Genomic DNA, 15,940 nt, shown 5'->3' with positions numbered 1-15,940 from the left:
CCCGCTACGATCGGTGCCCAACCGCCTTCTTCTCCGCCGTCGCCCTCGCTGCCACCATCATCTTCTGGCTTTGATCAACGAGTCCTGACCCTAGAGAGATGTGGGGCAACGGTCAGAAGACAGGGTCGAGAAAACCAGGCAAATGACCAAGCGCCTTGAGCGCGCAATTGCGGTATGGACCCGATCCGCGATCACCATACAGGCCAGAAGCCGTGATGATGACTGCATGAACAGGCCGGACACACGGAAGCACCCGAACCCGCGCGATCAGATCTTCCAAACACCCCCTTGCATCCGACGGGGCGTCCACGCACGGTTATTCATCCGCCCAGACAAATAACGCAGTTTGTATCAACGCCGCCGGATCGAAATTTCCCAGCAATCTAAGTGCCCAGTTTCGTCCGATTGGGTGCACCATTTCCGGTCAAAACGGGAGCATCGCTCCTTTTTCGGCGGGAAAACTATCGGCAGGGCCGTTTTCGTGCGCTGACGGTGATCCAGAGATGAGGATTTTGTTGGTCCTCGCGCGGACCCCGTCGAAGAACATCCTGAGATAGGGCGAACGCAGGCGGTTGTCCGTACCGCTTATCCTCTCCCGCAACGCGAACCACGGTGCGCTCTTCGATCCGACGCGTCTGGGTTGCCTGCTGCGCCTCAATGATATCGATGCGGCGGGCGCGGACGTCATGAGCGTTGCCCGTCGAGGCCCAGTCTTTTTCGCGGAGGAAGGACGGCTGCCCAGGACAACAGAAAGCTCTTGGCGTTCTCGCGCACGAAGTCAGTTCACCACGGCCGCAAAGATGGTCAGTTTATGAACCGGATGACAGGACCATATTCATATCTGTAAAAATATGACGGGGGTGCCTGATAAATCCAAGATTTGCCGTTTGCAAAGTAGCGTTCAACAACTGACATATTTTTCATATTCCGTGGCAGTGACGCAACATCGGCGCGACTTTTGAAACGTGAAATATTAGCGTCATTTACATCGAAAATGGGTCACCAATACAAGTCCGCCCCTATGAATTGCCTGGCCGTCCGGCCACGGAAAAGGGTGGAGTATCGAGTTATGACCAGTGCGTCCGTCATCCGCGCAGCCTTGTTGCGGGAAACCGCCGCGTCCGCCATTCTACCTGTCGCGCTGATGGGCGGCCTGCTGATCGCCAGTCCTGCCGCAGCGCAGGACAATGGCAGCCCAGCCCAAAGTTCGGCGGCTCCAAAGACGAGCACGGATTCCGCCGATACGAACGGGAAGGACATCGTCGTCACGGGCACGCTGTTCCGTCGTACCGATACCGAAACCCCCTCGCCGGTGACCATTTTGTCGGCCGACACGCTGAAAAAGGCGGGTATCAACAATGTCTCGGATGCCGTCCGCTCGATCTCCGCGGACAGCAGCGGGTCGATCCCGACCGCCTTCGCCAATGGCTTCGGTGCCGGTTCGTCGGCGGTGTCTCTGCGTGGGCTGACCGTCAACTCCACCCTGACGCTGATCGACGGAATGCGCACCGCGAATTACCCGCTGTCGGATGACGGTCAGCGTTCGTTCGTCGACCTGAACACCATACCCGACGCGATCGTCGACCGGGTCGAGGTGCTGAAGGACGGCGCCTCGTCCAGCTATGGCGCCGACGCGATCGGTGGCGTCGTCAACATCATCATGAAGAAGGAGATCACCGGTGTCGCGGGCACGCTGGAAGGTGGCGTTACCCAGCGCGGCGACGGTGGCGAGCAGCGCGCGACCCTGACGCTGGGCACCGGCAAGCTCAAGGAGCGTGGCTTCAACGTCTATATCAGCGGCGAGTATCAGCATGACGACCCGATCTGGTCGCGCAATCGCGGCTTTCCGTTCAACACCGCCGATCTGACCCGGATCGGCGGCGACAACAACCAAGCCGGTTCGGTCGTGCCGGGTTCGACGACCAGCGCGCTGGTTGCCCCGACGACCCAGATGACGCCGGGCAACATCCTGTCGGGATCGGGCGCGGCAACCGGGCCATTCCAGATTCTGAACCCCAATGGCTGCACCGGTACCACCTTGCCGGTCAGCGGAGCATTGGGCAGCGGCTGCACTCAGAACACCGTTGCCGATTACGGCCAGATTGCGCCCGAGCAGACCCGCTTCGGCGTCACGGGCCATGCGACGGTGCAGGTCAATGACCAGACCCAGGCCTATCTCATGGCCTCCTATTACCAGAACGAGGTTCTGGCGGCGGGTGGCCCGGCCAATATCCGGTCGATCAACCCGATCAACACGCAGAACATCATCCTGCCCGCCATCCTCGCCAATGGACAGCTGAACCCGAACAATCCCTACGCGGCGTCGGGCCAGCCTGCGATGATCCGCTATCTGTTCGGGGATATCCCTGCCTCGTCGGACTACAAGAACCATGTCCTGCGTGCCGCCGCCGGAATAGACGGCGCGTTCGGCAATGGCTGGACCTATTCGGTGTCGGGCACGATCGCGCATAGCTGGCTCGACATGACGCAGAACGGCTATCTGAACCTTGCCGCACTGACCAACGCGATCAACAACGGTACGTACAATTTCGTCGATCCGACGCAGAACAGCGCTGCCGTCCGCAGCGCGCTGTCGCCAACGGTCCACACCCAGGCGACGACCGATTTGGATATGATCCAGGGCGTCATCACCAAGGAAGTGGTGCAGTTGCCGGGCGGGCCGCTCCAGGTCGGCGTCGGCGGTTCGTTCCGCTACGAGGCTCAGAACGATCCCAATCAGAATCCGAACCTGACGACGCTGGGGCTCAACCAGTTCTCGGCCATCGGCCACCGCACGGTGGAATCGGGCTATTTCGAAATCAATGCGCCGATTCTGACCAGCCTCGAGATCGACGGGTCGGGCCGCTACGACCATTATCAGGAAGGCTATAATCGCTTTTCGCCCAAGATCGGCGTCAAGTTCATGCCGTTCAAGCAGCTTGCCCTGCGCGGCACCTTCTCCAAGGGCTTCCGCGCGCCGAGCTTCGCGGAGACCTCGGGCTCGGTTATCGGCTTTACCTCGTCCAAGGCGCCATGTTCGGTTCAGGTTCAGCACGGCGCGACCGCGTCGGGCAGCAACTGCACCGGCGGCAGCGCGTACAACCAGAGCTATTCGATCGGTTTCAACACGGTCGGCAATCCCAACATCAAGCCCGAATTGTCGCAGAGCTTCACGGCGGGCGCGGTCGTCCAGCCGACGCCCTGGCTGAGCTTCACCGCCGACTATTACAACATCAAGAAGACCGACGTGATCAGCGGCGGCCCGCTGTCGAACCAGGCGCTGGCGGCCTTCTACGGCAACGGCACGATGCCGGCAGGCTATTCGGTGACGCCCGACGTGATCGACCCTGCCTTCCCCAACGCGCCGCTGCGCGCGCTGTTCGTCAATTCGCCCTTCGCCAATGCGGCGGCGCTCAAGACGTCCGGCATCGATGTGTCGGCGCAGGTGCAACTACATCGCGATGACCTGCGGTTTACCAGCCGCGCCGAGGCGACCTACATCCTGCACTATCTGTTCAAGCCAAGCGCGGACCAGCCCTATACCGACTTTGTCGGCACCCAGTCGCCTTACGTGACGTCGTCGGGCGCCGGCACGCCGCAGTGGCGCGGCAACTGGCAGAACAGCGTCGATTATGGTCCCTACTCGCTGACTGCGACCACCTATTATGTGTCGGGCTATAAGGCGGTCGGGTTCGACCAGTTTGGCACCATGGATTGCAACGGCGGCAACACCTATCAGGGCAGCGATCCCAACTTCAATTGCCATGTCCGGCGCTTCATCGACGTCGACCTGACGGGCAGCGTCAAGGTCAACGACAAGTTCACCTTCTACGCGAACGTCATCAACCTGACCGATGCCAAGGCGCCGCTGAACGCGGGCAATTACGCCGCGACGAACTACAACCCGACCTATACGCAGATCGGCGCGGTCGGTCGGACGTTCCGCTTCGGCGCGAATTTCCGGTTCTGACGATCCGGAACTGCGGGCACGACGCCACGCGTCCCGTTCCGTGAAAGTAGAGGCCAGCGTCTCGCATGTTGAGACGCTGGCCTTTGCTTTGTGGAATAGGGCCGAGCCAATCGACCCGTGCTGAGGGTTTCAGTCGCATCGGGTGCAGCTTTGGTTGGTTGGAATGCCACCAATATAGGGCGAAATAGCCCGATGACGCGCAGTCCGACATGCCGCTCATGCTTTTAGATGTCGGACAATACATTTGGCTCATCATGCCACTGATAATTCTACCATATGGCAGTGCGTGGGGATGCGGCCCTGCATCAACTGGCATGATCGCGTTACGCCGTGCTGATTCCTGAAGGCGATCCCCATCAGTTCTATGAGTTACGCCCACGGTTCCGCACGCGGCATTTGGAGCGGTCCTTTGACGGCTTCAGGGATATATCCTGTTCGCCGGGGCTGGTCGGCACGACCGTGACGGTCGCGAAGATCGATCCACCATGCTCATGACGCCATCGCAACCACCGGATAGCGCGCCGATTAAGCCGCCAGGAAGACGGCGTTCGTCCCAGGCGACGATTCGCAAATGGGCTGATCATCTGTCAGGTTTGACGTACTCGAAATTTCCTGTGACCCCATTAGCCTAATCGGACGAACCCGCGCATTTCCGACACGGCGTCCGATTAAGACCGACAAGTGGCGATCCATGTCGGTGGCAGCGCAGCAGGGCGTTACTGCTTGAAATGCAACGAAATTGGATTTTTGTTTACGCTAACATTATTGCGGCGCCATAAATGCGGGTGTGACCAAAAATCCACGGCATGGCGAAAGCGTCATTATTTCGTCATGTCTCTCTTGACGTCGATCCGTGATAGTCAGACAAATAACCCAGACGGCACCGAAAGCTCGGGCCGGTCGGAGGGGAAATCTGATGAAGCATCACGTCCTTTTGCTGTCGGTTGCGCCATGGGTGCTGTTGGCCGCGCCCGCCATAGCCCAGACGGCAACGACGCCGCAAAAGGCTGGAGCCGCCGACCCCAACGCTCCGATCGAGGCGCAGACCGCCGCCGGCATCGGCCAGGAAGTCGCCGAAGTGCCGGATCGCAGCCCGGTTCAGGCCTCGACCACCGGCCTGCCCGACCAAGATGCGGATCCGCGCGACATCGTCGTCACCGGCTTTCGCGCCAGTCTGGGGTCGGCGCAGGCGATCAAGCGCAATTCCGACGCGATCCTTGACGCCATCGTGGCGCAGGACATCGGCAAATTGCCTGATAACACGGCCGCGGAATCGCTGGCCCGCGTGACCGGTGTTCAGGTCAGCCGCTACAGCGACGAAGTGAATCAGGTGCTGGTGCGTGGCCTGCCCGACGTGGCGACGACTTTTAACGGCCGCGACATCTTCACCGCCGAGAACCGCCGCGTCGCGCTCCAGGATTTCCCGGCGGGCGCGCTGGCGGGCCTGGAAATCTACAAGTCCGGCACCGCCGACCTGCTGGAGCCGGGACTGGCGGGGCTGATCAACGTGCGGACGCGCCGTCCGTTTGATTTCGAAAAGGGCTTCACGATCGCGGGCGGCCTGCGCGGCACCTATAACGACCAGTCGAAGAAGTTCGACCCGATGGGCAATCTGCTCATCAGCCAGCGCGCCGACACCGCAATCGGTGAGATCGGCTGGCTCCTCAATGCCTCCTATACCCAGGCGCAGTATCGCAATGCGGTCCGCTGGGGCGAAGGCAACACGAACAGCCCGACTGCGGGCACGACCGTGCTGCCCACCTCGGTCGGTCGCAACTTCCAGATCCCGACTGCGGTCGGCGTCTATAACGACAGCGGCAAGCGCTGGCGTCCGGCGGTCAACGCCAGCGTCCAGTGGCGCCCGGCGCACAATCTCGAGCTCTATTACGACTTCCTTTACCAGGGCTATCGCGGCGAGATCGCAAACGACTGGTTCCGCGTTCCGCTGCTCGACAACAATCCGACGCTGAGCGACGTCGTGCTGCGCCCCGGCGAGCCGCTTCAGGTGCAGAGCCTGACCAAGACCGGCGGTTATCGTCCCGAGGCGTATCGCAGCACCGCCAAGGGCTATACCAACACCTATCAGGCGGCAGGCGGCGCGAAGTGGGATATCGGTCGCGCGCATCTGTCGACCGATCTGGCCTATACCAACTCGGAATATGGCTCGGACGAGTGGAGCTTCGACACCGCCTTTTCCAAGGCGCCGGTCGCCAACGTCAATTTCTTCGTCGATAACGGCGTGTCGTTCGACCTACCCGGCTTCGACAACACCAATCCGGCCAACTATATCTGGCGCGGTTATTATGAAGCGACCTACCGCGTGCAGGGCAAGGGGTGGCAGTGGCGCACCGACCTGGACCTGGAAACCGACCTGTCGCTATTCCCCAAGCTGCAAATGGGCATCCGCTGGACCGACCGCGATGCGTCGCTGAAGCGCGGCAACCGCTATGCCTACACCGAGCCGCTCGCAATCCCGCTGGCCGACGTCCCGGCGGGCCAGCTGGGGCTGACCCAGAACGCGTTCCGCGGCAATCAGGGCTTTACCAGCTGGCTGATGCCGTCGCGGGACGGCATCGCGGGCAATGCGCCGCAGCTTCGCGAATATGCTTTCAACGCGCTCCAGCGGCTGGTCGCGGCCAATCCGGCCGATCAGGGCTATCGCGACGCGCTGAACCGCTTTGCATCGCCCAATGTCCAGCTGGACCCCTTGGCCGCCTTCTATGCGACCGAACAGACCTATGCCTTTTACGGGCAGGCCAAATATGAGTTCAACATCGGCTCGGTCCGGTTCGATGGTATGCTCGGCACGCGGGTCGTCAACACGGTGGGCGAATATCGCGGCATCTCGACGGTGCTGTTCGACGGCGTCCGTCGCAGCGAGGTGCGCACCACCCGCGCCAATTATGTCGACATCCTGCCCAACGCATCGCTGCGTATCCGGCCCGACGACAAGCTGCAGATCCGCTTCGGCTTTACCAAGACGCGGACCAAGCCGGAGTTCGGCCAGCTGAACCCGGCACTGAATATCGAGCAGAATACCCAGGCGGTCATCCCGAACCAGCCGCTCGACCCGCGCTTCCCGGCGGGCCTGAACACGCGGCCCAACGCCTATGGCAGCGGCGGCAACCCGGACCTGCGCCCGCTGACCTCGACCAACTATGACGCCACGGTCGAATATTATTTCTCGCCGACCGCCTCGCTGACCGCCGCCGTGTTCTATCGCGATCTCGACGGCTTCATCAGCAACTACGTCAACCGCACCATCGATCCCTTTTACGGCCTGATCGAAATCAACCGGCCGGAAAATGCGGGCAAGGGCCGGATCAAGGGCGTGGAAGTCGGCGGCCAGACCTTCTTCGACTTCCTGCCGGGCCTGTGGAGCGGCTTCGGCGTGCAGGCAAACGTGACTTATCTGGAAGGCAAGCAGCGTTACCCGGCCAACCTGTTCGCCTCGGCCGGTGGCACTACCCCGCCGCCGTTCGTGCCGATCACCGGCCTGTCGAAGTGGACGTATAATGTCGCGCTCTTCTACGAGAAGGGCGACGTGTCGACCCGCCTGTCGTTCAACAATCGCGATGCATTCCTGAACGGCAACTTCATCAACGGCGACGGTTTCTACAATGGCGAAGGCACGACCCGCATCCAGCGGCTCGACTTCGGCTTCAACTATAACCTGACCAAGGAGATCACGATCGCGTTCGACGCGGCCAATCTGCTGGCCAAGCCGTTCAACAACTATCGCAGCTATGGCAACGGCCTGTCCTACCCCCGCGACGTGCGTGACGAGGGCCGCTATTATGGCCTGGGGGTGCGCTTCCGCTTCTGACCGATCGGCGGGCCGCCGAGGGTCCAGCGCACAAAAAACCCCGCCGGTCCAATGACCGGCGGGGTTTCTGTTTCGCCTGGGTTTGAAATCAGACCAGCGCGTTGCGGCGGATCAGTTCCTTATACCACTGGGCGCTCAGCTTGGGCGTGCGCTTCTGGGTGGCGAAGTCGACATAATGGATGCCGAACCGCTTGCCATAGCCGTCGGCCCATTCGAAGTTGTCCATCAGGCTCCACAGGAAATAGCCCTTGAGCGGGTATCCCTCGGCCGCCGCGCGGCGGAACTGGCCCAGATAGTTGCGCAGGTACATGATCCGGTCGCCGTCATCGACCGTCCCTGCGCTGTTGAGGGGGTCGTCGGCCGAGGTGCCGTTTTCCGAGATGTAGATGGCCTTGGGCTTCCACAACTCGCTGACCGCGCGCACGCCCCAATAGGCGGCTTCTGGCCCGACATATAGCCAGGGAGAGGCCATGCGCGGCGACTGGGGCAGATGGGGCAGGGGGGTGTAGCCGCGCGGGTCGTTGGCGTTCGCCTTCACGAAGGTCGGCGTGTAGATATTGAGCGCCACGAAATCGAGTGGGCTGCCGATCGCGGCCATGTCGCCCGCCTGCACCTTGGGCGCGTCCTGGCCCGCGGCCGACAGATAGCTGTCGAGATATTTGCCCTCCATGACCGCGGTCAGGAACATGGCATTGTCGTCGCGCATCGCCTTCTTCGTCGCCTCGATATGCTCGGGCGTCTCGATGACCGGGACATAGATATTGGCGTTGTCGGCGATGCCCACCTCGGTGCCGGCCTTGGCATTGGCGCGGATCGCCTGGACGCCCAGGCCGTGAGCGAGGCAGCCGTGATGGCGGACCTGGTTCACCTGACCCTGAGGAAGCTTCAGGCCCGGCGCATGGGTGCCGACCATATGGCCCAGATCGGTGAAGCAACGCAGTTCGTTGACCGTCATGAAACGGTGGACGCGGTCGGATAGCTTGCCCGCCATGAAACCCGCATAGTCGGCGAAGGCCTTGGCGGTGTCGCGGTTCTGCCAGCCGCCGGGCAGCGCCTGCGGCAGATCCCAGTGGAACATGGTGACGTTGGGCTGGATGCCCGCCGCCAGCAGCGCGTCAATGACGCGGTTATAATAGTCGATGCCCTTCTGGTTGGGCTTGCCGCGCCCCTCGGGGAAGATGCGCGACCAGGCGATCGACATGCGATACGCCTTCACGCCCAGATTCTGAAGAAGCGCGATATCGTCCTTGTACCGATGATAGCTGTCGCAGGCGACGTCGCCGGTATCGCCGTTCGCGACCTTGCCCGGCGTGTGCGAGAACACGTCCCAGTTGGTCTGGCCGCGCCCGTCTTCCTTCACCGCGCCCTCGATCTGATAGGCGGCGGTGGCGCAACCCCAGAGGAAGTCCTTCGGAAAGCTCAGGTCCGAACCTTGCGCGGCGGCGCGTGCGGCGGCCAGCGTGCTGCCTCCGGTGGCAAGCGCGGCACCGCTCATCGCCACACCGGTCTTCATGAAATTACGACGATCCATCTCTTGTCCTTTTGTAGAATGTTCGTGACGATATTCGGGTGAACAGGGGCCGCAGCGGCCTTCAGGGATTGGCGTTCAGCGGTCGGGTCAGATCGGTGGCCAGCCAAACCAGCGGCGCATTCCAGTTGATCGCGACTTCGTTATGCGCATAGGCGCGCGCGTCATCGATCCAGCAACGCTGGCCGACGCAATGCCCTTTCATCGGCGCGGAGGCGGGTTCGGGAAAGCTGGTGCTGTTGGCGCCGCCGCTCAGCACGCCGGGCGGCGGGCCGGGCATTTTCGCATCGAATTGATGCGCCCAGAAACGGTGATGGGGGTTCCGCATCGGCTTCCACCCGAAGCCGCTGACATAGCTCTGGTCGAGCGGGTTGCGGCCCAGCACATAGTCCATCGCGTCGACCGCGCCGTCGCGGTAGCGGGCCTCGCCGGTGAAGCGCGCCGCCAGCGCCAGAATCTGCCCGCGGCCCAATATCCCGCTGTTCGACCCCCAATGATAAGCGGTCGAGGCATAAGGGATGTGATAGCCCGACCGCGTTTCCTCGGCGAGAAACCGATCGGCGAGCGCGATCAGCTTGGCACGCGCCGCCGCCCGCTCGGCGGGCGTGACGCCGGTCGCAGTCGCCAGCGTGATCGTGCCCAAAGCGGCGACGCTGCCCCAGCTCGGTTCGCCGGTCAGCGCGGCGGCGTGCAGCGGCATCTTGTGCAGCGCCTCGGCCAGCTCGGGCATTCCGGTCGCAGCATAAAGCTCGGCGGTGGCCCAATAAAGTTCGTCGGACAGTTCGCCGTCACCGTAACCGCCGCTGCCGTCGAATCCTTGCGCGGCATAGACGTCGGGGTTGCGCCGGGCCGCGCGATACGCCTTGCCCGCCGCGATCAGGCAGCGTTTGGCGAAGGCATTGTCGATCCCGCGCCAGATGCGCGCACATTGCGCGGCGGTGGCGGCCAGGTTCAGCGTCGCCGCTGTGCTGGGCGGGAAGAGCAGCCGTTCCTCGCGATCGTCGGCGGGCGCGGTGGGCAGCTTGGTCCAGTGGCGATCGGCGATCTTGTGATGCGCCATGCCCGATGCGTCCACCGGCGTCAGGCGCAACGGCCCACGACCTTGCCGTCCGAGCGGCAGGGCCATGGTCTGGCCGTCGGGCACCTGCATCGCGAGCAGGAACCGCATTTCGAAGCGCGTCTCGTCGAGCAGGTCGTTGATCCCGTTCCCGGCCTCGGGCAGCGCGGCGCTGCCATCCGGGAAGGGAAGCGAACCCGTATCGATCTCATAGAGATTTTGCAGCGTCCACAAAGCGATGCCGCCATTGACGACATATTTGCCCTGGTCGCCCGCGTCATACCAGCCGCCGGTCACGTCCAGCGTATAGGGACAGCCCGGCCAGTCGGTCCCCGCCAGATCGACGCCCTTGAAGCAGGTCACGACCTCATGGACATGCCCCGCCGCGCGCGCCCATTGCGCGCCCCCGGCGAACCGCGCATCGATCGCCACCCCGGCACGCTGCTGATAGAAGAAGTTGAGCGAGGCGTGCGATAGCGGTTGGTAGACATCGGCCGCGATGATGAACGGATGGCTGGAACGCCCATCGACCTTCAGCCGATAGGTCCCAGGCGTGCGGAACGCGCCGAAGTCGATCTGCTGCACGCGATCACCCGACGCGGCGTCGGGGCCGAAAATTGTGCTTTTCCCCTCGGCCACGGTGCGGCCCCGTTCATCGAGCAATTGCCAGGGCAGAGGCGTATCTTCACCGGCAACGATGGCGCGCTTGGCGGTGTCGGGCCGGAACCCGATCTGATTGAGATGCGGCCCAGGCGTCTCGCTCGCGCCCGTCGCCACCAGCGCGAACAGGGGAAGAACCACGCGTTTCACAGCAACGGTCCCTTGGTCTGCGCGCTGTTGCCAGCATGAATGAAGTCGAAACTGTCGCTGCCGCTAGGCGCCGCCATGGCGGGGGCTAGCGGGGAGGGGGCGGTCATGCGCAGGAAATCGCCATGGCTGGGCATTCGCATGGCGGTGTCGGCATAACCGGCCCGCATCTGTTCCAGCGCCTGCGCGACCAGATCCTCATCGAGCGCGTCGACGGCGGGCTCCCAGCGTTCGGGCATCAGGCCTTGGCCCAGGCAGACGGCGACCCAGCTGGGGTTGCTGAACAGGTCATAGCCTTCGCGGAACAGCCGTCCCTTGCCCGACCACAGCGCCATCTTGCGCGCTAGGCTGTCGGGCACCTCCATCGTGCGCACCCGGTTCCAGAAGGGCGTGTCGTCGCGCCGCGTGGCCTTGTAATGCAGGATGATGAAGTCGCGCACATCCTCGTACAGGTCGCGCATCTGGCGGTTGAACTCGTCGCGCTCAGTGGGGTCGAAGCGCTTGTCGGGGAACAGCGCGATCAGCCGCTGAAGCGCCGCCTGGACGAGGTGGATGCTGGTCGATTCCAGCGGCTCCAAAAATCCGCTCGACAGGCCGAGCGCGACGACATTGCGGTTCCAGCTTTCGCGCCGCCGCCCGGCGGTGAAACGCAAGTGCCGAGGATCGCCGAGCAACTCACCTTCCAGGCTCCCCAGCAACTGCGCCTCGGCCGCCTCGGCATCGAGATAGTCGCTGCAATAGACCAGGCCATTGCCCATCCGGTGCTGAAGCGGAATGCGCCATTGCCACCCAGCGTCGCGCGCGGTGGCGCGGGTGAACGGATCGGGTTCGGTCGGCTCGGGCAGCGCGCAAGGGGCCGCGACCGCACGGTCGCAAGGCAGCCACCGGGCATAGCTTTCATAGCCCGTTTCCAGCGCCTCCTCGATCAGCAGGCCGCGAAAGCCCGAGCAGTCAATGAACAGATCGCCTTCGATCCGCCGCCCATCGCTCAGCGTCACCGCCTCGACATAGCCGTCCTCGGGACGCAGGTTCACTGCGTCGATCCGCCCCTCGATCCGCGTCACCCCGCCGCGTTCGGCATAGCCGCGCAAATAGCGGGCATAGAGCGAGGCATCGAAATGGAAGGCGTAGAACAACTCGCGGATCGGCGAGCGGGCATCGGGCTTTGCGCGGCCGAACTTGCCCGCCCGCGCCGCGACCGCGCTCATCGACCATTCGGCAATGTCGGGCAGCGCGCGGCGGCTGCGTTCGCGCAAATAAAGCTGGTGGAAATGCACGCCCTGCAAATCCTGGGCATGGCGGCCGAACGGGTGGAAATAGCGTTCGCCCTTGTCGCCCCAGTCGACGAATTCGATGCCCAGCTTGAACGTGCCGCCGGTTTTGGCGAGGAAGTCATTCTCGTCCAGCCCGAGCATCTGGTTGAAGGTGATGATCGGCGGGATCGTTGCCTCACCGACACCGACCGTGCCGATCTCCTCGGATTCGACCAGCGTGACATGCGTATAGCCATTGTTCAGCAGCCGGGCGAAAGCGGCTGCCGCCATCCATCCGGCGGTGCCGCCGCCGACGATGACGACCCGGCGGATCTGATGGTCAGGGGAAGGTGTCATCGGGCAAGGCGCCTCATCTGGGCCGCACGCCACTGCGCATGGGCCGGAACATGGGGAAGGGCGGCGGCGATCGCGTCGGTCATCCGCGCCATGGCAGCGTCCGCCTCGGCCACCGGGATACCATGGACCAGTGGGTCGATCCGGCGGGGCAGATATCCCTGGCCCAGCAGGATCGCGGCCCAGCCGTCGCGGGTGAAGGTTTCTTCCTCGTAAAAGGGCAGGCGGCCGCGCTCGCCGAACTGGTCCAGCGTGTGTGCCAGCGTCGCGGGAGGCTCGGCTTGCGCCACAGTCTGCCACATCGGCTCGGGACGGCGCGCGGTGCGGTAATGCGCGGCAAGGAAGTCGCGCACCCGCTCCGCCTCGGCCAGCGTCTGGCGGTTGAAATCGGCGGCCTCGACCTCGGCCATGGCGGTGTCGGGCAACATGGTGACGAGCCGATCGATCGCACTAAGCGCCAGATGCAGATTACACCATTCCAACGGCTCGATCTGCGTCGCGGCGTCGCCGATCGCGATGCAGTTGCCGCGCCAGGCTTGCGTCCGGGTGCCGGGGCGGATGGCGATCGGCGCATCGACCATGGTCCCGTCGCGGGCCAGCATGGTGGCGGCGTCGGCATCGGACAGATGGGCGATGCTATAGGCGATGCCGACCTGCTCGCCGCTCGACCAGTGCCAGCCCGCGCCATGGGCGGTCACGGGCGTCAGCACGGGCGCTCCTTCGCCCGAGACCTGCGTGCCCAGCAGCACGCGATCGCAGGGCAGCCAGTCGTGCCAGTCCTGCCACACATTATCGATGCTGCCGCGCAGCAGCGCAGCGGGTCCGGTGGCATCGATATAGAGGTCCGCCGTCAGCACCGGCCCATGCTGCAATGCGGTAGCGGTCACACGGCCTTGGTCGTTAACCTCTACCCGGGCAACCGATCCCGATGTTTCACGCACCCCGACATGCAGCGCAAAAGCGCGCATCATCGCGACATGGCGGGCGAGATCGAGCGTAAGGCCATATTCATGGCCGGCAAACGGCGTGCCCGGGGAGGGGGGAACGAAGCCGCCTATGCGTGCGAGTTGCGCGGCCGGGCAATAGGCGTCGAACGGCGCTGCGCGGCCCTCTTGTACGGCGCGGACCCAGTGGAGGTGGAACGCCGCCGGGCCGATCGCATGGCCATAGCCGCCATAGGCATGGACATAATCGGGCAGCCCGTCCGCCCAGCCGGAAAAACGCGTGCCCAGCCGATAGCCTGCGCCGGCGCGCGTGACCCCGTCGTCCTCGCCGATGCCCAGATCGGCCTGGAAACCGGGCAGCGAGGGCAGGGTGCAGCTGATCCGGTCGGCCAGCGCGTCGCGCGCTGGCGGCGTGGCGAGCAGCGTCACCTCCAGGAACGGTGCGCGGCGCTTGAGCGCGGCGGCGGCACACCAAGCGGTCAGCCCGCTTCCGGCGACCAGCACATGGCGAATGGGCGCGCTCATGCCGCCGCCACCATCGGGCAATAGCGTTCCAGAAACGTGCGGTGATCGGGGCGCAAAGCGACATCGGCGGCAATTTCGGCACGCAGGGCCGCAACGGCGTGGAGCAGATCATGGGTCCCAGCGACATCGGCGCGGGGGTCCCAGCCTTCGGGCAGGACGCCCTGGCCCAGATAGACCGCGATCCAACTGGCATCGAGGAAGACGCCTTCGCGATACTTCACCACCCGTCCGCGCCTGCGCCACAGCTCCAGCTTTTCCGCCAGACTGTCCGGGATCGGCATGGTGCGGACATAGTTCCAGAAGGGCGAATCGTCGCGCGAAGTGGCGTGGTAATGCAGGATCAGGAAGTCGCGGATCCGGTCATATTCCAGATCGATGATCCGGTTGAATTCGTCGCGGTCGGACGCTTCCATCTGACGGCTGGGGAACAGCTCGATCAGCGCGGTGATCGCCTGTTGCACCAGATAGATGCTGGTCGATTCGAGCGGTTCGAGGAACCCGCTGGCCAGCCCTATGGCCACGCAGTTGCCGACCCAGCTGCGCCGACGCCGCCCCGCCTTGAAGCGCAGCAGGCGCGGCTCGGCCAGCTTCTCGCCCTCGACCGCATCCTCCAGCGCGCGGGCGGCCGCGGCATCGGTGATGAAGTCGCTGGCATAGACATAGCCATTGCCGGTGCGATGCTGGAGCGGGATGCGCCAGCGCCACCCGGCGGGCATCGCGATCGCGCTGGTATAAGGCGTGACGGCGGTTTCGGTCCGGCACGGCATCGCCACGGCGCGGTCGGTCGGCAGCCATTTCGACCAGTCCTCGAACGGTTCGCCCAGCGTCTGGCCGAGCAGCAGCGAGCGAAAGCCCGAGCAGTCGATGAACAGGTCGCCCTCGACCCGTTCGCCGTCCGCCAGCGTGACCGCGCGGATCAGCCCGTTTTCGCCATCACGCGCGACATCGACGACCATGCCCTCGGTCCGGACCGCGCCTGCATCCTCGGCCAGGCTGCGCAGATAGGGCGCGAACAGCAGCGCATCGAATTGATAGGCATAGCCGAAGGTCGAACTGAGGCCGCCTCGGGCATGATCGGGATGCTCGAACCGCGCCTCGCGCGCCAGCGTGCAGGCATAGGACAGCTGGTCGAGCGGCGGCAGGTCCTTCCCCTCCCGCGCCAACCGCGACCAATAGTGATGAAAATCGATCGCCCCCGTGCCGCGACCGAACGTACCAAAGGGGTGAATATAGCTGTCCCCGATTCGGCCCCAATCGCGAAACTCGATGCCCAGTTTGAAGGTGGCACGGGTGCGCGCCATGAACTCGGCCTCGGGAATGCCGAGCCGTTCATTAAAGGCACGGATATGCGGCAGCGTGGCTTCGCCGACGCCGACCACACCGATCGCTTCGGACTCGATCAGACGGACCTTGCATTGATTCGAAAGAAGACGAGTCAGCGCGGCGCCGGCCATCCAGCCCGCCGTACCGCCGCCCACGATGACGACCCGCACCACGTCGTTTGTCACTTTCGTCATCCACCCCCGGCCCGGTGATTTCGGCCCAATTCGTCATTTCATGCCGCGTGCCCGGCCCCGCCGCAATCCACCGAAAGGCGAGCGTGGCAGGAATGTCGCACCTTGTCCCGGATCGGACATTTTTTAAGTTAAACATCTTGTCGAATTGTAGCTGGTAGC

General features: G+C 63.8%; 7 protein-coding genes. 2 read left to right on the top strand and 5 right to left on the bottom strand.

The genetic code is table 11. The features are described from left to right. Positions 1-1,069 precede the first annotated feature (1,069 nt). Both GGR45_RS15205 and GGR45_RS15200 read left to right on the top strand, forming a co-directional pair. Positions 1,070-3,970, top strand: a complete 2,901-nt coding sequence (locus GGR45_RS15205) for a TonB-dependent receptor plug domain-containing protein (protein ID WP_175312630.1) — start codon at positions 1,070-1,072, stop codon at positions 3,968-3,970. A 916-nt stretch (positions 3,971-4,886) separates the two neighbouring features. After that, positions 4,887-7,796 carry a TonB-dependent receptor gene (locus GGR45_RS15200; RefSeq protein ID WP_175312631.1) on the top strand — a complete coding sequence of 970 codons (2,910 nt, stop codon included), beginning with the start codon at positions 4,887-4,889 and terminating at the stop codon, positions 7,794-7,796. 88 nt (positions 7,797-7,884) lie between these two features. On the opposite strand, the gene GGR45_RS15195 is transcribed toward GGR45_RS15200, so the two are convergent. The 5 genes from GGR45_RS15195 to GGR45_RS15175 all read right to left on the bottom strand — a co-directional run bounded on the left by GGR45_RS15195 (position 7,885) and on the right by GGR45_RS15175 (position 15,781). After that, positions 7,885-9,327, bottom strand: coding sequence for a GH1 family beta-glucosidase (locus tag GGR45_RS15195; protein WP_175312632.1), 1,443 nt, complete (start codon positions 9,325-9,327; stop codon positions 7,885-7,887). Between the two features lie 61 nt (positions 9,328-9,388). Beyond that, positions 9,389-11,191, bottom strand: a complete 1,803-nt coding sequence (locus tag GGR45_RS15190; RefSeq protein WP_175312633.1) for a glycoside hydrolase family 9 protein — start codon at positions 11,189-11,191, stop codon at positions 9,389-9,391. Continuing rightward, positions 11,188-12,798, bottom strand: coding sequence for a tryptophan halogenase family protein (locus tag GGR45_RS15185; protein WP_175312634.1), 1,611 nt, complete (start codon positions 12,796-12,798; stop codon positions 11,188-11,190). The genes GGR45_RS15190 and GGR45_RS15185 overlap by 4 nt, the downstream gene beginning before the upstream one ends. Next, on the bottom strand, positions 12,795-14,264 hold the full coding sequence (locus tag GGR45_RS15180) for a tryptophan 7-halogenase (protein WP_175312635.1): 1,470 nt from the start codon (positions 14,262-14,264) through the stop codon (positions 12,795-12,797). The genes GGR45_RS15185 and GGR45_RS15180 overlap by 4 nt, the downstream gene beginning before the upstream one ends. Next, positions 14,261-15,781 carry a tryptophan halogenase family protein gene (locus GGR45_RS15175; protein WP_175312636.1) on the bottom strand — a complete coding sequence of 507 codons (1,521 nt, stop codon included), beginning with the start codon at positions 15,779-15,781 and terminating at the stop codon, positions 14,261-14,263. Before GGR45_RS15175 ends, GGR45_RS15180 begins: the two co-directional genes overlap by 4 nt. Positions 15,782-15,940 lie beyond the last annotated feature (159 nt).

The organism is Sphingomonas zeae (assembly GCF_014197135.1).
GTDB classification, from domain to species: domain Bacteria; phylum Pseudomonadota; class Alphaproteobacteria; order Sphingomonadales; family Sphingomonadaceae; genus Sphingomonas; species Sphingomonas zeae.
The sequence above is the reverse complement of the archived record's forward strand: the minus strand, read 5'-3'. Positions and strand labels throughout refer to the sequence as shown.

What these genes read in the sequence shown, in the direction of transcription:
- GGR45_RS15205 (WP_175312630.1), top strand. Translation starts at nt 1,070, where the DNA reads ATGACCAGTGCGTCCGTCATCCGCGCAGCCTTGTTGCGGGAAACCGCC.
- GGR45_RS15200 (WP_175312631.1), top strand. Translation starts at nt 4,887, where the DNA reads ATGAAGCATCACGTCCTTTTGCTGTCGGTTGCGCCATGGGTGCTGTTG.
- GGR45_RS15195 (WP_175312632.1), bottom strand. Translation starts at nt 9,327, where the DNA reads ATGGATCGTCGTAATTTCATGAAGACCGGTGTGGCGATGAGCGGTGCC.
- GGR45_RS15185 (WP_175312634.1), bottom strand. Translation starts at nt 12,798, where the DNA reads ATGACACCTTCCCCTGACCATCAGATCCGCCGGGTCGTCATCGTCGGC.
- GGR45_RS15180 (WP_175312635.1), bottom strand. Translation starts at nt 14,264, where the DNA reads ATGAGCGCGCCCATTCGCCATGTGCTGGTCGCCGGAAGCGGGCTGACC.
- GGR45_RS15175 (WP_175312636.1), bottom strand. Translation starts at nt 15,781, where the DNA reads ATGACGAAAGTGACAAACGACGTGGTGCGGGTCGTCATCGTGGGCGGC.